This window comes from Marinobacter sp. NP-4(2019), assembly GCF_003994855.1.
GTDB lineage: Bacteria > Pseudomonadota > Gammaproteobacteria > Pseudomonadales > Oleiphilaceae > Marinobacter.
This window is the reverse complement of record NZ_CP034142.1, coordinates 1,305,006-1,322,587: the sequence shown is the minus strand read 5'-3', so window position 1 is coordinate 1,322,587 and position 17,582 is coordinate 1,305,006. Positions and strand designations below refer to the sequence as shown.

Sequence of the window (17,582 nt, the reverse complement as noted above, 5' to 3'; positions counted from 1 at the left end):
TTACAAACACAGATTTAGCAAAGGAGGACACCATGTCATTCAGCGCACTTCCCAAAATCGGTATGGGGACCTTTCGCCTGAAAGGTAATGACGCCAGAGACGCAGTGAAAAGCGCGTTATCACTGGGCTATCGTCATATCGATACCGCCCAGGCGTATGAAAACGAAGCGGAAGTGGGCGATGGCATCGTTTCCAGCGGCATCCCCCGCCGGGAAATTTTCCTGACCACCAAGGTCTGGCACGATAAACTTCGCGCCAGTGATCTGATCAACAGTCTCCACGACAGCCTGACACGGCTGAAGACCGATCATGTTGACCTGGCACTGATTCATTGGCCTTCCCCGAACGATGAAGTCCCCATGTCCGAATACCTGGGCGCACTGCGGGATGCCCAACGCGAAGGGTTGGCCACCCACATTGGCATTTCCAATTTCACCTGCTCGCAAATGGATCAGGCGAAGGACATATTGGGAGATACCCCGATCTTTACCAATCAGGTGGAGGTTCACCCATTCCTCAACAACCGCAAGGTCATCGAGCACGCCCGGCAATTGGGCATCCCGGTCACGGGCTACATGCCGTTGGCGGTGGGCAAGGTCATGGAAGATGACACCCTGATCCGTATCGGCGCGGAGCATAATGCCTCTGCCGCACAGATAGCCCTTGCGTGGACGATCTCGAAGGGTGTAACGCCTATCCCGTCCTCTACCCGGCCCAAGCACCAGAAGGATAACCTGGATGCATTGAAGATCAGACTCAGCAAGGAAGAGATTGCCGCCATCGATCAACTGGACAGAAACGAGCGCATTGCCAACCCCGAGTTCGCACCAAGATGGGATTAACCGGCGTAAGTTGCATCCAGGTACTTCAGGATGGCGGCCGACTCAAATAGCCCCCTGCCGGTATTGGGGTCCTCCAGATACGGCACTTGCACCCGCTTGTGGACCTGATAGAACGCATCCCGCTTGCCACCCGGGCTGGGTGTATAGGGCCCTGGCTTGATGCGCTGCCTCGCCGGACCAATCTCGGTCCAGTGCTCCTTGCCAAGGTTGTGAAGGGTGTAGGGAATCTCCAACTCACACAACCTCTCCCGTACCAGACGGGAGAAGGGGCTGCCTTCAAAACTCCAGAGGTGTAACGGTTGCTCTGGAATCTTCGCGGCTGCGGCTCTCAGCCCGCGCAAGGCACTGGCAGCAGATGCCAGTGACCCAAGGGCTGGCTGATAGCCTTTGGCGCGGTAGAATCCGGGGACTGGCCTGCCGCCATATTGACGGAACAGGTACTCCACAATGGTTTCGGACTCATACATCACCTTACCCGTGTTTTCGTCTACCAATAGTGGAAACTGTTGTTTTCCACCAAGAGCCTCGGCTTCCGGCCTGAACCGACGGCCCCCTTTCGGGCACGGTCGAATCTCGGCATCCAGATTCAGCGCCGTCAGTGCCTCCCGTACCCGACGACAATACGGGCAAGCCTCCATATCGTAGAGCACCGGCGGTTTTTCAGGTTGTGGGACCTGCTTCACAACGAGGCAACCACGCCATGCTGTTAATGACGACGTGGTTACCGAGCCGAGCACATTGATGTTGTGGACGATCAAATTGGACATGGTGCAACCTCATTACCGATAAATGTTGGTCGCTATTATCACGCAACTGAGCAGATTTCCATTGGCTCATCACCCGCACACTCGGAAGGCGGCCACCCCTGAATCGACTAACCCCCTGATTCCAAAGACACCTTACAACTCGTCACAAAAGTGCAAGGCAAACAATGACACTAGTGGCATTTTTTAACGTCATGTAGAGCTTTCCCACATAGTATGATCCGCAAAATTGGGCTATTGTTGTGAAATAACACACGATGAGTCCGGTCATGTTCACATCAACAGCTCCCTTCCGACAGCCTGCTTCCCATTGCCGACGTAAATCGCAAGTAGCTCGTGTTCTCCCACGTGCGCAAAACGTCGTCCTGGCCGCGACCGCAGCGCTGGCCATGGCGTGCAGTCCGATTGCCATGGCGCAGGATGGAACAGGCAAATCCGGAACCAGGACCTGGAGCAATCAGGTCAGGGATTACGCTGTTAAGTCCCTGAATAATGAAGACGCCCTGAGCATGGCTGCCATTCCCCTGAATGGCCCCGGCATTGACCAGTACATCAACGCAGACGCGCTCATGAGCCCGGGCTCGATCATGAAGCTGGTCACCACCTACGCTGCGCTGGAAATCCTGGGTCCGACTCATCACTGGAATACGGATTTCTACACCGATGGCCAACTGGTGGGTGACACACTGGAAGGAAACTTCTACGTTAAATTCGGTGGTGACCCCAAGCTGACCCTCGAACGTTTGTGGAGCACACTGCGGGAGCTCCGCGGCATGGGCATCACCACCATCAACGGGGACCTGGTCCTTGACGGCCATTACTTCGAAATTGCCGGTGGACTGCCCAAATTCGATGACAACGGCGACAATCCCTACGCGCCATTCCTGGTGGAACCATCGGGCGTACTCACCAACCTGAACCTGATTCATTTCCAGGTTCGTGCCGATGAGCGGGGCACCCAGGCGTGGAGCGCCCCGGCCCTGGACGAAGTGGTCATCGATAACCGGGTGACCGCAGCTGCTGAAGGCCCCTGTCCGTCCCGCCGAGGTTTCATCTGGGAGCCGGTGTTCCACGCAGACCAGCGGGTCACCGTACGGGTCACTGGCGAACTGCCCCAGGGTTGCCGCACGACCGCATATTTATCACTGCTGCCACACGAACAATACACCGCTTCACTGATTCGATCCCTGCTTTCCGAGATGGGCATTACACTGGCAGGAGACAACACCACAGGCACCACCCCCGACAATGTCCGCCTGATGCTGAGAACCACGTCCCCGGACCTGGTCACCATGGTGAGGGATATCAACAAATGGAGCAGCAACGTCATGGCTCGCCAATTGTTGCTGACCATCGGTGCGGAAAACCGTCAGGATGACGAACACGATGACCGCGTTGCTGGCATCCGTATGATTTACGAGTGGCTGGAGAACAAAGGCGTCAATACCGCCGGCATGGTCATCGACAATGGTGCCGGATTGACCCGCCATGGTCGGATCAGTGCCCGCCAGGGTGCACAAATCCTTCAGCATGCCTGGAACAGCCGTTTTTCCGCCGACTTGATGGCATCCATGCCCCTGATCGCGATGGACGGCACCATGGCGAGACGACTGCGTAACGCCGGTATGGATGGCCTGGGCCGGATCAAGACCGGCTATCTGGAAAACGTACGTTCCATTGCCGGTTATACCCGGGATGAAAGCGACACTACCTGGGCCGTGGTGGGAATGGTGAATACCGACCCGGCGTGGAATGGTCAGGCTGTACTGGATCGCATCCTTTACTCGTTACACCACAAGCCCCCGGTGGGTACCACCCTTTCTCAGGCAGATAGTGGCGCCGAAATCCGCTAAGTGGGCCACTGCCCTCCTCCTGTTTCTTACCGCTTTCTTGCCAACCTTTCATGCCGGCATGAAAACTGACTGCTAATCTTACCCGTAGCAACAATAGACGTTCTGGCAAGGACGTCAGTGCTCGACTCCGGATTATCGCAGTACCTGAGTGTCGATCGTTCGGGTGGGACACCAATCCCCATCCTTCACCGGAAGGAGATAGTGCATGAACACACATAATTCGATGTTGAGGGCCGCAGGCATCCTGGGCATTACCCTCGCGCTCGGTGGCTGTGCCAGTTCCGGTGAGCGGCCGGATGCAGAGCTGCAAACCGCGGAAGCCTCTATACAGCAAGCTGTATCCGCGGACGCACGGGAATTCGAACCGGTCCTTCTCAACCAGGCGCAGAATCGAGTCGCCGACGCAGAAGCACTCCTTGATCAGGAAAAGTATGTTGAGGCCGAACGCATGCTGGAAAAAGCATCCGTGGATGCGCAACTGGCCGGTGCCCGCTCAGAAACAGCCAAGGCTCAACAGGCCGTCGCTGAGATAAACCGGAACATCGACTCTCTGAGAGAGCAAATCGATCAACGCCAGTAAAGGCCCCAACTGAAGGAGATGGGTATGAACAAGCGCAATATAGCTCTGGGCATGGCAGTTGGGGTTTCCGCGTTAATGACCGGATGCGCCAGCGCACCGCAGAACAATGCGATGGTCGATCAGGCAAGGGCGTCCTACCAGGAAATCCGCAACGATCCGGACGTTGCACGCAGCGGAGACCGGCAGCTGAGGAACGCTCGGGATCGACTGGCACGTGCTGAATCACTACTGGAAGACGGTGCAGACATCGTCGACATTGAGCATGCAGCCTACCTCGCGAACCGACATGCGGAAATAGCCGCGGAACACGGTAAACGTGCGCAGCTGCAAAGCGAAATCAGGTCCGCCGAGGAGCGCCGCAAAGAGCTGGAACTCCAGATGAGCTCCGCCGAGGCTGCCGCGGCACGACGTGAGGCAGAACTGCTTCGTGCCCGAATGGCGGAAATGGAGGCCGAGCAAACCGACCGCGGCATGGTCCTGACGCTGGGAGATGTACTGTTTGATCTTAACCGCGCTGAACTGAAGCCCGCCGGTGAGGCGACAGTCCGCCGTCTTGCGGACTTCATGTCTGAATACCAGCAGCGGCGGGTTCGTGTTGAAGGCTACACTGATAGCACCGGGGAAGCCTCATACAATCAGGGACTATCGGAGCGTCGGGCTGACTCCGTCCGTGATGCCCTGATGGGTATGGGAATCAGCGGAAACCGAATAGAAACCCGGGGCTATGGGGAGGAATATCCGGTAGCAAGTAATAGCAGCGCTGCGGGCCGCCAGCAAAACCGCCGTGTCGAGATCGTGATTTCAGATGAAGAAGGCTATATCAAACGGCGCGAGTGATGCCCCAATCCGGCCAGCTACCAACAGCCTGTAGCTGGCCTTTCGTCTTCAGCCATCGGCTGACGGTATTTAGATCGTCAGATAACCGCCATCGGCATTAATGCAGGCGCCGGTGGTGTAACTGGACGCATCCGAGACCAGGTACAGGACCGTGCCGGCCATTTCACTCGGGTCAGCCACCCGTTTCATCGGAATGTGAGCCATGGCCTGCTTCTTGATCGCGTCATTGGTGGTCAGCGCACTGGCGAACTTGGTGTCCGTCAGGCCCGGCAGCAGAGCGTTGACGCGAATCTTCTGCTGGCCCAGCTCCATGGCAAAGGATTTGGTCATGGAGATTACCGCCGCCTTGGTGACGGAGTAGATGCCCTGGAAGTGGCCGGGGTTCACGCCGTTGACGGAAGCCACGTTGACGATAGAGCCCCCGCCATTTTTCTTCATCAGCTGCGCACCGCGGGCACTCATGAAGAAATAACCGCGAATATTCACATCCACGGTTTTGTGGTACGCGCCCAGGTCGGTGTCCTCGACCGGCCCGAAATATGGGTTGGCAGCGGCATTGTTGACCAGGATATCCAGCCTGCCGTGTTCCTTACCGATATACGCCCAGATATCCTCAATCTGGTCCATCTCGCCAATATGGCATGCGTAGGCTTCGGCACTGCCGCCGGCATCACGAATACTGCTGGCCACGGCATCGCAGCCTTCGATTTTACGGCTGCTGCAGATCACGTGAGCGCCATAGTCCGCCAACGTGCGGGCGACGCTTTCACCAATGCCACGGCTCGCGCCAGTCACCAGCGCCACTTTACCTGTCAGGTCAAACAGTTCCTTGCTCATGCATTCACCTCAAATCGTTATCGGAAGGTCACCAGGGCGGGGTCTTCCGCTTCCAGGTGACTGTAATTGTTGAAAACCGCCAGGCTGCGACGAGCGCCGGAATAGAGGATGCGTGAAACGCTGGTGTTGGCGATCACGTTGTTCATTTCCAGCGCCTTGTGGTCGCTCAGGTGCAACAGGTGCTGAGCGATCACCGCTATGGGACCGCCGGAGGTTGACACCAGGGTATCGCCGCCATCGGCGTACTCGATCAGTTCATTCAGCGCCGTGATGACCCGGGCGCGGAAGGCATCCCAGGTCTCGGTGTATTCGTTATCGTGTTCACCGCCGACCCAGCGGGCCATAGCCCTCTCGAATACCTGCTGGAAGGCACGGGCGGGCTTGGGAAAGGCGGCCAGGTCCTTCGCCATACGCTGCCGGTCAGCCCATTCCGGGCGCAGGCGCTCAACCACCTGCATGTGATCAAACTCGTTCAGGCCATCCACCGCCTGCATATCCGGCAGGGCATCGCCGTAACCGCTGGCAATGGCTTCCACGGTCTCCCGGTGGCGCTCCATGTTGCCGCCGAAAACTGCATCGGGACGAACCTTGCCCGACAACCAGCGCCCGAGTACCCGGCCCTGCTCCCAGCCACGGGGCGAGAGCTGATCGTAGTTATCCTTGCCGAAACTGGCCTGTCCGTGGCGGATCAGATAGATCGTTGCCATTACAGATCACTCGCTTCAATCAGCCGCTGGCAGCGCTTCTCAAGGTAATTGGCGGCATGGCCAAAGGCGGCAAAACGCTTGTCTTTGGTCTGGCCATGGTAGAAGCGGTAATAGATCTGCTGGACAATCACCGCGAGACGAAACAGACCGTAGATCTCGTAAAAATCGAAGTTATCGACTCTGAAACCGGACTTTTCCATGTAGTATTCCACCACTTCCTGGCGGGTCAGCATGCCCGGCTGATGGGTCGGTTGCCGGCGCAGCATCTGGAACGGCCCTTCGTCATCCGCCTCAATCCAGTACGCCAGACTGTTGCCCAGGTCCATCAGCGGATCGCCGATGGTGGCCATTTCCCAATCCAGCACGCCGATCACTTCAAACGGGTTATCCGGATTCAGCACCACGTTGTCGAAGCGGAAATCGTTGTGGATGACGACCTGGGCGATATCTTCCGGCATCTTGTCGTTCAGCCAGCTCATCACCGCCTCAAAATCACCCACGTCTTCGGTGCGGGCCTTGCGGAACCGATCACTCCAGCCGCCAATCTGGCGCTGCACATAACCGGCGCCCTTACCCAGCGTGTCCAGGCCTGCCGCCTTGGCATCCACCCGGTGCAGGTCAACCAGCTTGTCAATCACGTTCAGGCACAGCTTACGGGTATCCGCTGCACTCAGCTCGAAGTCCTTCGGGAAATCCTGACGCAGGATGATGCCTTTCAGACGCTCCATCACGTAGAAGTCGCACCCCAGAACGTCGTGATCGTCACAGATAGCCACGATGTTCGGCACGTACGGATAAACTGGTTTCAGCGCATCCATCACCCTCGCCTCCCGCAGCATGTCGTGGGCGGATTTGGCGATCTTACCGAACGGCGGGCGACGCAATACGTAGGAACGGTCACCGTAATCCACCTGATAGGTCAGGTTGGAGGCACCGCCAGGATACTGGCGGATGTCGGGCTCACCTTGCAGATCCGGAATGGCCTGTTTCATAAAGCGGTCAACGGCACTGACGTCCAGCTCCTCGCCTTCGCGGATGTCCTCAGCCTGGTCAATCTGGGTCATTCAGGGCTCTCCTGTCGGTTCATCAATAAAGCGGTCTCACATCTACTTTAGGGGCCAACAGCATCTACGCCTTGCTGCCGCCCATCTTGTTCATCCAGCGCTTGCTCTCCTGGTGCATCAGCCAGTCAAAGGCCCAGGGCGCATGGCGCTTGAGCATCCACATGCGGCGCTCCCTGGTATGGGGCAGCACCCAGAAGCTCTTGTCCTTGACGGAACGGAAGATATCCTCGGCCACATCGTCCGCGGTGATACTGGAGCGTTTCATCAGCTTGTTCACATTCTGTTGGATCCCCGGAAGGTCCGAACGCATGCTGGCAGTCAGGTTTGTCTGGAAAAACGCCGGGCACACGCAACTCACATGGATCCCGGAATCCCTCAACTCCTGGCTCAGCGTCTCGGACAACGCAATGACCCCGGCCTTGGTAACATTGTAGCTGTCCATCAGCGGCGCAAGCATGAGCCCGGCCATGGAGGCCACGTTCACAAACGCCCCGGAACCCTGCTGCTTGAACTGCGGCGTAAACGCCTTGCAGCCACGGACCACGCCTAACACGTTGATATCCAGAATCCACTCCCAGTCGGCCATGGTGGTGTCTTCAATGGAGCCGGCAGAGGCAACGCCGGCGTTGTTCACCACCACATCGACACCGCCCCACTTCTTGACCAGATCGTCCCGGACCTTTTCGAAATCGGTCAGCCTGCGGACATCACACTGGACAAAATAGCCTTCGCCACCGGCCGCAGTGATCTCTTTCTCAACCTCAACGCCCTGCTCCGGGTTGATATCGCCAATACAGACCTTGGCGCCCTCTTTGGCATAACGCAGTGCAATCGCCCGGCCCAGGCCGCTGGCGCCCCCCGTGATAAATACTCGTTGTGTCATATGTGTTCTCACCGTTGTTTTTTGAGTTTGGATTTTTATGGTTTGGTGCAAGAGCTGGTGCGTGACAGGCCTTTCCAAAATACGCTATGAATACGTCCATGTACGCTGTGCTCCGCCATCCATGGCTCCGCAACATTTTGGAAAGGCCTGTCACGCACCAGCTCCCGAACCTCTGAGTTAGTTGATCCAAAGCCTTTTAGAAAACTACAACACTACCACTTGCCCAAATTGGCACCACTTCCACAGAAGGCACCCCAGACGGCAACTCCGAAAGTTAGAAGGGGCCGGCGGGGCGGTGTTTCTGAAAATTTGCGGAGCCATGGATGGCGGAGCAGAAGCGCCACAGGGATGTGCCGAAGGAGCGGTTTTCAGAAACACCGCCCCGCCGGCCCCCTGCACCACAGTCTGGACACCCGCGGGCCCAAACCTGGCTCAGGATTTATACTTGCGGAGCTCCAGGCGAGCCACCATAGCCCGATGGACCTCGTCGGGGCCATCGGCCAACCGCAATACCCGAGCATAGGCGAACAATTGTGTCAGCGGGAAATCATCGTCGCTGACACCAGCACCACCGTGAATCTGAATCGCCTGATCCACAATGGTCTGCAGCATGGACGGAATCACCGCCTTGATCATGGACACTTCCTGAAGCGCACCTGCAATACCCTTGGTATCCAGCGCCCAGGCACACTTGAGGGTCAGCAAACGGGCCTGCTCAATCGACATGCGGGCATTGGCGATAATGTCCGGGTTACCACCCAGCTTAGCGATCGGGCGGCCAAAGGCTTCACGGCTGGTCGCACGCTTGATCAGCAACTCCAGCGTGCGTTCAGCGGCACCAATGGCTCGCATGCAGTGGTGCACCCGGCCCGGTCCCAGGCGGCCCTGGGCGATTTCAAAACCACGGCCCGGGCCAGCAATGAAGGCACTCTTGGGCAGGCGAACGTTCTCGAAAGAAACCACGCCATGGCCGTAGGGCTCGTCGTATTCGCCAAACACCGGCAGCATGCGCTCGATTTTCACGCCCGGGGTATCCAGGGGCACCAGAACCATGGAGTGGCGACGGTGTTTCTGGGCGTCGGGGTCAGTCAGGCCCATGAAGATGGCGACTTTGCAGTCCGGGTGGCCGATGCCTGTACTCCACCACTTACGGCCGTTGAGCACGACTTCATCGCCCTCGACAACAGCGGTGGCTTCCATGTTAGTAGCATCGGATGAGGCTACGCCCGGTTCGGTCATGCAGAAGGCAGAGCGAATTTCGCCACGTTGCAGTCGTGGCAGCCACTCGGCTTTCTGTTCTTCCGAACCGTAGTGAATCAACACTTCCATATTGCCGGTGTCCGGCGCGTTGCAGTTGAAGATTTCCGGGGCAATGAAGCTGCGGCCGGTTTCTTCGGCAATCAGAGCGTAATCCGAGTTGAGCAGGCCACAACCGTACTTCTCGTCCGGGAAGAACATGTTCCACAGGCCTTGGGCCTTGGCCTTTTCCTTCAGCTCCTTGATGATGGGCAGCACCACCCAGCGATTGTCCAAGGAGGCCAGCTCCCGGTGGTACTGATCTTCAATCGGAAAGATCTCATCCTTCATGAATTGCTTCACGCGGTTGAGATAATCCTGGCCCTTCTCGGAAATATCGAAATCCATCGTCGTACCCTCATTGGTTGCGCACTATTCCGACAGTCTATGGTCCTATACACTATTACGCGACTGAATTATTCTTATCATTTATTATTAGCGACACTTATTCGATGGACAGGCAAAATTCATGGCATTGAACCGACTGGACCTTAACCTTCTTCACGTCTTCGACACCATCTATCGGGAAGGTAGCCTGACTCGGGCGGCCAAGGCGCTGCACCTGACACAACCGGCGGTCAGTCATTCACTGTCCCGATTGCGAGAGCATTTTGACGATCCACTGTTTACCCGTCAGGGCAACCAGATGATTCCCACCCCGCTGGCGCGGCGGTTCCTGGAATCCATGCGGCCGGGGCTGACGCAGATCCAGGGGGCGGTCAACCAGTTCCACGCCTTTGACCCTGCAACCCAACGCAAGACTTATTCCCTGGCATTGCGGGATATTCTGGAGTCCACCTTCCTGCCACAGCTCATGCAGCGGCTCGATCAGTATCCGGAACTGGAAATTGTCAGCCAGCGGATTCCCCGGAGGGATATGGAAACCCAGCTGGCTGCGGGTAAGCTGGATTTTGCGGTGGACGTGCTGTTGCCGGTGAGTAACCAGACTGCCCACGAGCTGCTGCGGCGAGACCGCTTGGTGGTAATGGCAAGAGCGGGGCATCCACTGGCCGAAGGCAAGCTGACAATGGACAAGTATATTGCCGCCCAGCACGTGCTGGTGTCCTCACGCACCGAGGGTCCGGGGATTGAGGATTTCGAGCTGTCGCGTCTGGGCGTGCAACGGCATATACGACTGCGCTGTCAACACTACTACGCTGCCTGCCGGGTCGTTGAGGAGACCGACCTGTTACTGACCATGCCGGAAACCTACGCACGGATGATCGTGGAGCGGTCGGATATACATATCCTCACGCCGCCCGCAGACCTGCCCGATCTGGATGTTCATCTATACTGGCACAAGGCTTATGAAAAGGAGCCTGCACTGATCTGGTTTCGGGAACAGTTAAACCGGATTGCGTGACAAAAAACGGCTTCTCGCGGTGTCGCTATTGTTCGCTTTGACGGCGCTTTCTTGAAAAACCACCCCCAATCGATGCGCTACCTTGGCTATTCAGTGAACTACCGGCGACTCATGACATAAAAACAAGAGGATTCCGCCTTGGAACTTATCGATTTCATACTGTCCAACCTCGGCCTCCTGGGGACATTGACCCTCGAGCATATCGGGTTGGTCATCGTTGCTGTTGGCCTGGCAACTCTCACCGGGGTACCTATCGGGATCGCCATTACCCAGAATGAACGTGCCGCTACCATGGTGCTGTACGTCGCCTCAATTCTGATTACCATCCCGTCCATCGCCCTTTTCGGGATCATGATCCCGATCCTGTCCACCATTGGGCATGGAATTGGCTATCTGCCAGCGGTCATCGCGGTACTGCTGTATTCGCAACTGCCCATTATCCGGAACACCTATACCGCCATTAATAATGTCAGCCCCGGGCTCCGGGAAGCCGCCAGAGGTATCGGGATGACCAGCAGGCAGCGCCTGCGGATGGTAGAAATCCCGCTCTCTGTCCCGGTCATCATGGCTGGTGTCAGGACTGCGGTGGTTATGAATATCGGCGTTATGGCGATTGCCGCTTACATCGGTGCCGGTGGACTTGGCGTGCTGATCAGCCGCGGCATCTCACAGAGTGATCCCCGTCAGCTCATTGTCGGAGCCATCGCAGTCAGTCTCCTGGCCATCGTTGCCGACCGTCTGTTACTGGCACTCCAGCGCAAGCTGACACCCAAGGGATTGTAAACTCTCGATAAAACAAAAATCGGAACCGGATCATGATTACACTCGATAACCTGACCAAGATTTTCGACACCGACCGCGGCGTGGTCACGGCGGCAGACCACATCAATATGGAAGTCCCCCAAGGCGAGATTTGCGTACTACTCGGTCCATCAGGGTGTGGTAAGACCACCACACTCAAAATGGTGAACCGCATTATTACGCCGACCTCGGGCCGGGTTCTGATCAACGGGGATGACACGTCAGCTCAGGACACCGTCTCGCTGCGCAGAAACATTGGCTACGTTATCCAGCAAATTGGTCTGTTTCCGAATATGACTATCGAAGAGAATATTTCGATCGTCCCCAAACTCATCGGGTGGGAAAAGGGCCGCTACCTCAAGCGTGCATCGGAACTTCTTGAGATGGTGGCGCTGGACCCATCCACTTTCCTCAAGCGTTACCCGAATGAGCTCTCCGGCGGCCAGCAGCAACGGGTCGGTGTTATCCGGGCCCTGGCAGCGGATCCCCCTGTGATGCTCATGGACGAACCTTTCGGTGCCATTGACCCCATCAACCGGGAAGTGATCCAGGACGAATTCCTGAAACTTCATCACGAACTGAAAAAGACCATCATGTTCGTCAGCCATGACATCGACGAAGCGGTCAAAATGGCTGACCGAATTGCCATCTTCAAGGATGGAAAGCTGATTCAGTACGATACACCGGACGACCTGCTGTCCCATCCGATTAACGACTTCGTCAAGGGGTTTGTGGGTCGGGACCGTGCACTGAAACGACTGAAACTGGTGACGGTTTCCGAGGTCCTGGAAACCGAGTCTTCGGTGGTGACCATGGACGATTCTCTCGCGACAGCCCTTGCGCGAATGGATGACGCTGGCTACGAGCGCGCCATTATCATGGTTGATGGGCAGAACAGACCGATCGGCTATGTGTCCCGCAGTGTCGCCAGTACCACACGCGGAACCTGCGGCAAACATCGCGCCAACCTGCATACCGTCGTCCGTACGGACGACGACCTACGGACCGTGGCATCCAAGATGTTTACCCACGACGTTACCTGGATACCCTGTGTGTCCGAACACGGCAAACTGATGGGGGTTGTTACCCAGCGCGGCATCACACATCACCTCGGCGCAACCTTTAAATCTTCGCGGGCCGATGTGGCCAGCGTCTGAACAGGTCAGGTGTGTTCATGAAACAATTACAACAATCCCGCTATTTCCAGATCCCGATGCTCATTGTCGTCTTCCTGATTGGTGTGTATCTGCAACGCTCGGGACTCATTGACGGCATGCTGTTTTACTGGGAAGACATTGTCTACCTGACCAAGCAGCACATCCAACTGACCCTGATCTCCGGCAGTATCGCGATTGCCGTCGGACTGCCACTGGGGATCATTCTGAGCCGTCCTCGCTTCCTCCATGTATCCGAGTGGGCCATGCAGGTACTGAACGTGGGGACGACCATTCCGACCCTGGCCATCCTGGCGCTCTCGATGAGCCTGCTGGGCATCGGCTTCATCCCGTCAGTGTTCGGCCTGTTCATCGCATCGTTGCTGCCAATTGTACGCAACACCTATACCGGCCTGCTGGGCATTCCGGCTCATCTCAAGGAATCCGCTTCCGGCATCGGCATGTCTCCGGCACAGATGCTGGTTCAGGTGGAAATCCCCAATGCAGCTTATGTGATCTTTGCCGGTATAAGAACCGCTCTCGCGATTAATGTCGGCACCGTACCCCTGGCGTTTCTGATCGGTGGCGGCGGTCTGGGTGAACTGATTTTTACAGGCATTGACCTGTTCGATACCGAAATGATGTTGGCGGGCGCACTGATGACGGCCTTACTGGCCATTGTCGTGGACATCATTATTGCCGCCTGCACTTTCCTAATGGTTCCACGCGGAGTCAATCCAACACGTGCCTGACGCTACTCGCTGAGTAGCCATGGCCCGGAAACCGGCCCGAAATCTGTTGGCGAGGCCACAAAACAAGAAGTCATCTGGAGCATACGATCATGAAACTAATCCGAAAAATCGCATCCGTTATCTCGCTTGCTGCCGCCGTCACCCTTGCGGGCCCCGCTGCCGCCGAGAAGATAGTCGTCGGCGGGAAAAACTTCACCGAGCAGCAACTGCTTACCTCCATGACGGCCCAGTACCTTCAGGCCAAGGGCTATGACGTTGATACCCGGGCCGGCATGGGTAGTGCCGTTCTGCGGTCCGCCCAGGAAAACGGCCAGGTAGACGTTTATTGGGAATACACCGGCACAGGGCTGATCGTTTACAACGATGTGAAGGAGAAGCTGGGTCGTCAGGAAGGTTATGAGCGGGTCCGTGAGCTGGACAAACCAAAGGGCCTGATCTGGCTGAATCCGTCGGCGGCCAACAACACCTATGCCCTCGCCATGCAGGCTGATGAAGCGGAAGAGCTGGGCATCACGACACTGAGCGATCTGGCGGATGCCGTCAACGGTGGTAAGGAACTGGTACTGGCCAGCAATGCGGAATGGTACGCCCGTGACGACGGTTACCGCCCCTTCGCCAAGGCGTATGGGTTCAAGCTTCCCCGAGACCAGATCAAACGTATGGACTCCGGCCTGACTTACACCGCGCTGAAAGAAGACGAGGTTGATATTGCGCTGGTATTTGCCACCGACGGTCGTATCCCGGCGTTTGACTTTGTGCTCCTGGAAGACGACAAGGGCTTTTTCCCGGACTATGCCATTACCCCGGTCGTTCGCGAGGAGGTCCTTGACAGCAGCCCGGAGCTGGCCGAGCAACTGAACCAACTGTCAGATCTGCTCGACAACGAAGTCATGTCTAGCCTGAACGCCAGCGTTGACGTAGAAAAACAGGACATCTCGGACGTTGCCCGCAACTTCCTGGAGAAACACGGCCTGATCTGAGACTAGGCATTGAAAGTCTGCCCTGTGCACTTCGGTGCTCAGGGCATTTGTCGTTCTGATGATCGCAAGAATGAGCTAAGGGTATCCCGATGATTACCAACCTGAACGTTGCCGTTGCCCAGATTAACTCACGGCTCCTGGACATAACCGCCAACCTCGAAATCCATGTCAGATACGCCGAGCAAGCCAAGCGGGCAGGGTCTGAACTGCTACTGTTTCCGGAACTGTCACTGACCGGCTATCAGGTTGGGCGGGAAGCGCCTGTTGTGGCCATGCGCCGCGATGCGCCGGAGTTGCTGGAACTGGCGAAGTGCGCAACCGGTATTACCCTGGTGGTCGGTTTTGTGGAGCGCGCCCGTGCCGGAGAACTCTATAACGCCATGGCCTATCTGCGCGAGGGCGAGGTGATCCATGTTCACCGCAAAATCAATCTGCCGACCTACGGTGGCCTGGAAGAGGGCAAATGGTTTCACTCGGGCAGCCGTATCCGTAACGTCGCCATTCGTGAGCACTGGGAATCCAGTTGCCTGATCTGTGCCGACCTCTGGAACCCGGCCCTCACGCATTGCGCATTCCTGAACCAGCCTGAACTTATGCTGGCACCTATCAATTCAGCATCCGGGGTGGTGAGTGAGAATTTTTCGAACGAAGACAACTGGAAAACCAACGTCAGCTTTTACGCCATGATTTACGGCACACCGGTATTGATGGCCAATCGCTACGGCCATGAAAAGGATCTGTGGTTCTGGGGTGGCAGCCGCATACTTGGCCCGAAGGGAGAAACCCTGGCGGCCGCCGGCGATGAAGAGTGCATTATCTATGCGAAGCTGGACCAGAACACAATCGACAGAGCCCGTTTCGAGATGCCAACTGTCCGGGACTCAAACACCCGCCTGATTCGCCGCTTGCTGGAAGACCATTACTAAGCCAAAAAAGAGGCGGCCAAGTGGCCGCCCAAAGTCTTCTCCCAACACCATTTTTAATCGTCAAAGCCATAGAGTCGCGCAGGGTTCTCCACCAGAATCCGGTGACGTCGGGTCTCATCCGGCACCCAAACCGCAAGATCATCCAGCAGATCACCGTCATCCGGCATGGCACCGAAAAAGTGTGGGTGTGGCCAGTCAGAGCCCCAGACACAACGCTCCGGATTGGCTGCAACAAGGGCCTGTGCCGTGGCCGTCACATCCGGATACGGATACGCCGCATGAGCAGTGACCCGGTAACTGCCCGATAATTTTACCCACGCCTGTTCACCGGTCAGCAGGGCCAGCAGGCGCTGAAACCCCGGGTTGTCAATGTCCGATCCAGTGCCCATATGCCCCATATGGTCAAAGACCACCGGTACCGGTAGTGTCTCGATCCGCTCCATGATGTCACCGCAATCGGCCACATTGATCAGGAACTGGAGATGCCAGCCGAATGCCGCAATCCGGTCCGCCAGACGGATCACATCATTCCACTGCAGTCCGCCACGAAACAGCAGGTTCATTCGAACACCGCGGAAACCGGCCTCATGTAGCTCTAGCAGGTCTTCATCACGGATGTCGGGACCCACAACACAGACACCACGGTAATCCAGCCCACGCGCACGCAACCGGCGTAGCGCCTCCAGGTGCAGGCGGTTGTCAGTGCCGTAAACACTGGGCTGAACCAGAACACCCCGCCCTATTCCGAGGGTCCGATGCAACTGGATATACTGTTCCAGCGACGCTTCGGGTGGGGTATAGGTGCGATTGGCAATAAACGGGTAGCGATCGTGGCGATCAAAAACGTGGGCGTGGGTATCACAGCTTTTTGCCGGAACCGCCACTACCGGGCGGCGCACTTCAACCCGGGCCGCTTCACAGAAAGGTATGTCGGTGGTCATTTTTCGACACTCGAAACAGAAGCGGCGGTCAGAGACCGCCACCAGAGGGAACATCAGAACGACTCGGAAATCCAGTCAGCAATCTTGGCTGCAAAGGTCTGGAACTTCGGATCTTCGTCCAGCATCCACTCAGTATGTCCGGCACCTTTCAGCAGGAACAGCTCTTTCGGGCCCGGGTAGCGGGCATAGAGCGAGCGAGCCTCGGTGACGGGATGCAAATCATTTTCCGCACCATGGGCAATCAACAGCGGAATCTGGGCAAACCGGTCATCCAGGTGAGCCTCAGGGCAGAAGCTAATCAGGGAATCTGCAAAGTCAAAGGTAGACGTCACACCGTAACCCGGTGCCTTGACCAGCTCGGTGTACACATATTCACGGCTGACCGGATCAAGCGGGTAGATCTCGAACGGATCAATGCCCTTGGGCTCTCCACCCAGCGCCAGGCGTGACCGCTCTTCCGCCATAAAGGCACGGAATTGCTTCCAGCCATGTTCCCCCTGAGAGCCTTCTGGACACGAACTGCGTCAAAGAAGCCGTTCATGACAATAAGGCCGTCAACCTGATCCTGGCAGATGCGGTAGGCATCCAGCACTAGGCCACCGCCCATTCCCCATCCCGCAAGAACAACCTTGCGACCTTCCTCAGAAGCACGCTTGTGAACCACGGCTACTGCATTGGCGATGTCGCGCACCTGCTCTTCAATCAGAACATGCTCACGTTCGCCTTCGGATTCACCAAAACCACGATAGTCGAAACCGAATACGGTAAAGCCTTTTTTGGTCAGGAAACGGGCATAACGTTCGGGGTGGATGTTCTTCTGGCCGGTAAAACCGGAGCAGACGATAACGATCGGAAGGCGGGGGTCGTCTTGCGCATCATTCTTGAAGAAGGCGCCGTCCAGGGTCAGTGAATCACTTTTAAACTTAACGTTTTGTTCTATCATGTCGGGTTCCTGCCTAAGGGCTGTGTTGTTGACTACTTCGACAGCCATCATCGGAAAAA

19 protein-coding genes are annotated in these 17,582 nt (G+C 56.9%); 10 read left to right on the top strand and 9 right to left on the bottom strand.

Going from position 1 to position 17,582, the window contains the following annotated elements; translation table 11 throughout:
- Positions 1 to 32: 32 nt before the first annotated feature.
- Positions 33 to 842 (top strand): 2,5-didehydrogluconate reductase DkgB, encoded by an 810-nt coding sequence (gene dkgB / locus EHN06_RS06015; RefSeq protein ID WP_127331090.1) that lies wholly within the window; start codon positions 33 to 35, stop codon positions 840 to 842.
- On the opposite strand, the gene EHN06_RS06010 is transcribed toward dkgB, so the two are convergent.
- The gene (locus EHN06_RS06010) at positions 839 to 1,609 is read right to left on the bottom strand and encodes a glutathione S-transferase N-terminal domain-containing protein (protein WP_127331089.1); all 771 of its coding nucleotides are present in this window, start codon (positions 1,607 to 1,609) and stop codon (positions 839 to 841) included. The genes dkgB and EHN06_RS06010 overlap by 4 nt on opposite strands.
- A 386-nt stretch (positions 1,610 to 1,995) precedes the next feature.
- On the opposite strand from EHN06_RS06010, the gene dacB reads away from it, so the two are divergent.
- The 3 genes from dacB (at position 1,996) to EHN06_RS05995 (ending at position 4,876) form a co-directional block, all read left to right on the top strand.
- Complete coding sequence (dacB, locus tag EHN06_RS06005; RefSeq protein ID WP_127331088.1) at positions 1,996 to 3,459, top strand: D-alanyl-D-alanine carboxypeptidase/D-alanyl-D-alanine-endopeptidase; 1,464 nt, start codon at positions 1,996 to 1,998, stop codon at positions 3,457 to 3,459.
- 205 nt (positions 3,460 to 3,664) lie between these two features.
- On the top strand, positions 3,665 to 4,039 hold the full coding sequence (locus tag EHN06_RS06000) for a DUF4398 domain-containing protein (RefSeq protein ID WP_127331087.1): 375 nt from the start codon (positions 3,665 to 3,667) through the stop codon (positions 4,037 to 4,039).
- Positions 4,040 to 4,063: 24 nt separating this feature from the next.
- Positions 4,064 to 4,876 carry an OmpA family protein gene (locus EHN06_RS05995; RefSeq protein WP_127331086.1) on the top strand — a complete coding sequence of 271 codons (813 nt, stop codon included), beginning with the start codon at positions 4,064 to 4,066 and terminating at the stop codon, positions 4,874 to 4,876.
- A gap of 69 nt (positions 4,877 to 4,945) precedes the next feature.
- Here the strand turns inward: EHN06_RS05995 and EHN06_RS05990 are convergent, their stop codons facing one another.
- The 5 genes from EHN06_RS05990 to EHN06_RS05970 all read right to left on the bottom strand — a co-directional run bounded on the left by EHN06_RS05990 (position 4,946) and on the right by EHN06_RS05970 (position 10,011).
- Entirely contained in the window at positions 4,946 to 5,713 is a 768-nt protein-coding gene (locus EHN06_RS05990; protein WP_127331085.1) for an SDR family oxidoreductase, read from the bottom strand.
- A 17-nt stretch (positions 5,714 to 5,730) separates the two neighbouring features.
- Positions 5,731 to 6,420: a histidine phosphatase family protein gene (locus EHN06_RS05985; protein ID WP_127331084.1), complete on the bottom strand. Its 690-nt coding sequence runs from the start codon at positions 6,418 to 6,420 to the stop codon at positions 5,731 to 5,733.
- On the bottom strand, positions 6,420 to 7,484 hold the full coding sequence (locus EHN06_RS05980) for a phosphotransferase family protein (RefSeq protein ID WP_127331083.1): 1,065 nt from the start codon (positions 7,482 to 7,484) through the stop codon (positions 6,420 to 6,422). Before EHN06_RS05980 ends, EHN06_RS05985 begins: the two co-directional genes overlap by 1 nt.
- A 64-nt stretch (positions 7,485 to 7,548) precedes the next feature.
- Positions 7,549 to 8,367, bottom strand: a complete 819-nt coding sequence (locus EHN06_RS05975) for an SDR family oxidoreductase (RefSeq protein WP_127331081.1) — start codon at positions 8,365 to 8,367, stop codon at positions 7,549 to 7,551.
- Positions 8,368 to 8,799: 432 nt separating this feature from the next.
- Positions 8,800 to 10,011: an acyl-CoA dehydrogenase family protein gene (locus tag EHN06_RS05970; RefSeq protein ID WP_127331079.1), complete on the bottom strand. Its 1,212-nt coding sequence runs from the start codon at positions 10,009 to 10,011 to the stop codon at positions 8,800 to 8,802.
- A gap of 121 nt (positions 10,012 to 10,132) precedes the next feature.
- On the opposite strand from EHN06_RS05970, the gene EHN06_RS05965 reads away from it, so the two are divergent.
- The 6 genes from EHN06_RS05965 (at position 10,133) to EHN06_RS05940 (ending at position 15,639) form a co-directional block, all read left to right on the top strand.
- Positions 10,133 to 11,026: a LysR family transcriptional regulator gene (locus EHN06_RS05965; RefSeq protein ID WP_127331077.1), complete on the top strand. Its 894-nt coding sequence runs from the start codon at positions 10,133 to 10,135 to the stop codon at positions 11,024 to 11,026.
- A gap of 138 nt (positions 11,027 to 11,164) precedes the next feature.
- On the top strand, positions 11,165 to 11,809 hold the full coding sequence (locus EHN06_RS05960) for an ABC transporter permease (RefSeq protein WP_127331075.1): 645 nt from the start codon (positions 11,165 to 11,167) through the stop codon (positions 11,807 to 11,809).
- Between the two features lie 32 nt (positions 11,810 to 11,841).
- Entirely contained in the window at positions 11,842 to 12,984 is a 1,143-nt protein-coding gene (locus EHN06_RS05955; protein WP_127331073.1) for an ABC transporter ATP-binding protein, read from the top strand.
- 17 nt (positions 12,985 to 13,001) lie between these two features.
- Complete coding sequence (locus EHN06_RS05950) at positions 13,002 to 13,733, top strand: ABC transporter permease (protein ID WP_127331071.1); 732 nt, start codon at positions 13,002 to 13,004, stop codon at positions 13,731 to 13,733.
- Positions 13,734 to 13,822: 89 nt separating this feature from the next.
- On the top strand, positions 13,823 to 14,713 hold the full coding sequence (locus tag EHN06_RS05945; protein WP_127331069.1) for a glycine betaine ABC transporter substrate-binding protein: 891 nt from the start codon (positions 13,823 to 13,825) through the stop codon (positions 14,711 to 14,713).
- An 89-nt stretch (positions 14,714 to 14,802) separates the two neighbouring features.
- On the top strand, positions 14,803 to 15,639 hold the full coding sequence (locus tag EHN06_RS05940) for a nitrilase-related carbon-nitrogen hydrolase (RefSeq protein WP_127331067.1): 837 nt from the start codon (positions 14,803 to 14,805) through the stop codon (positions 15,637 to 15,639).
- 53 nt (positions 15,640 to 15,692) lie between these two features.
- On the opposite strand, the gene EHN06_RS05935 is transcribed toward EHN06_RS05940, so the two are convergent.
- From EHN06_RS05935 to EHN06_RS05930, 3 genes are read right to left on the bottom strand one after another with little or no spacing between them, the layout of a single operon-like run.
- Positions 15,693 to 16,580, bottom strand: coding sequence for an amidohydrolase family protein (locus tag EHN06_RS05935; protein WP_127331065.1), 888 nt, complete (start codon positions 16,578 to 16,580; stop codon positions 15,693 to 15,695).
- A gap of 53 nt (positions 16,581 to 16,633) precedes the next feature.
- Entirely contained in the window at positions 16,634 to 16,912 is a 279-nt protein-coding gene (locus EHN06_RS21250; protein WP_206075730.1) for an alpha/beta hydrolase, read from the bottom strand.
- A complete protein-coding gene (locus tag EHN06_RS05930) occupies positions 16,909 to 17,523 on the bottom strand; it encodes an alpha/beta hydrolase (RefSeq protein WP_206075729.1) in 615 nt (204 codons plus the stop codon). The genes EHN06_RS21250 and EHN06_RS05930 overlap by 4 nt, the downstream gene beginning before the upstream one ends.
- Between the last annotated feature and the right edge of the window lie 59 nt (positions 17,524 to 17,582).

Excerpts from the sequence above, each read along its gene's own strand:
- dkgB (WP_127331090.1), top strand. The coding sequence starts at position 33 with ATGTCATTCAGCGCACTTCCCAAAATCGGTATGGGGACCTTTCGCCTG.
- EHN06_RS06010 (WP_127331089.1), bottom strand. The coding sequence starts at position 1,609 with ATGTCCAATTTGATCGTCCACAACATCAATGTGCTCGGCTCGGTAACC.
- dacB (WP_127331088.1), top strand. The coding sequence starts at position 1,996 with ATGGCGTGCAGTCCGATTGCCATGGCGCAGGATGGAACAGGCAAATCC.
- EHN06_RS06000 (WP_127331087.1), top strand. The coding sequence starts at position 3,665 with ATGAACACACATAATTCGATGTTGAGGGCCGCAGGCATCCTGGGCATT.
- EHN06_RS05995 (WP_127331086.1), top strand. The coding sequence starts at position 4,064 with ATGAACAAGCGCAATATAGCTCTGGGCATGGCAGTTGGGGTTTCCGCG.
- EHN06_RS05990 (WP_127331085.1), bottom strand. The coding sequence starts at position 5,713 with ATGAGCAAGGAACTGTTTGACCTGACAGGTAAAGTGGCGCTGGTGACT.
- EHN06_RS05985 (WP_127331084.1), bottom strand. The coding sequence starts at position 6,420 with ATGGCAACGATCTATCTGATCCGCCACGGACAGGCCAGTTTCGGCAAG.
- EHN06_RS05980 (WP_127331083.1), bottom strand. The coding sequence starts at position 7,484 with ATGACCCAGATTGACCAGGCTGAGGACATCCGCGAAGGCGAGGAGCTG.
- EHN06_RS05975 (WP_127331081.1), bottom strand. The coding sequence starts at position 8,367 with ATGACACAACGAGTATTTATCACGGGGGGCGCCAGCGGCCTGGGCCGG.
- EHN06_RS05970 (WP_127331079.1), bottom strand. The coding sequence starts at position 10,011 with ATGGATTTCGATATTTCCGAGAAGGGCCAGGATTATCTCAACCGCGTG.
- EHN06_RS05965 (WP_127331077.1), top strand. The coding sequence starts at position 10,133 with ATGGCATTGAACCGACTGGACCTTAACCTTCTTCACGTCTTCGACACC.
- EHN06_RS05955 (WP_127331073.1), top strand. The coding sequence starts at position 11,842 with ATGATTACACTCGATAACCTGACCAAGATTTTCGACACCGACCGCGGC.
- EHN06_RS05950 (WP_127331071.1), top strand. The coding sequence starts at position 13,002 with ATGAAACAATTACAACAATCCCGCTATTTCCAGATCCCGATGCTCATT.
- EHN06_RS05945 (WP_127331069.1), top strand. The coding sequence starts at position 13,823 with ATGAAACTAATCCGAAAAATCGCATCCGTTATCTCGCTTGCTGCCGCC.
- EHN06_RS05940 (WP_127331067.1), top strand. The coding sequence starts at position 14,803 with ATGATTACCAACCTGAACGTTGCCGTTGCCCAGATTAACTCACGGCTC.
- EHN06_RS05935 (WP_127331065.1), bottom strand. The coding sequence starts at position 16,580 with ATGACCACCGACATACCTTTCTGTGAAGCGGCCCGGGTTGAAGTGCGC.
- EHN06_RS05930 (WP_206075729.1), bottom strand. The coding sequence starts at position 17,523 with ATGATAGAACAAAACGTTAAGTTTAAAAGTGATTCACTGACCCTGGAC.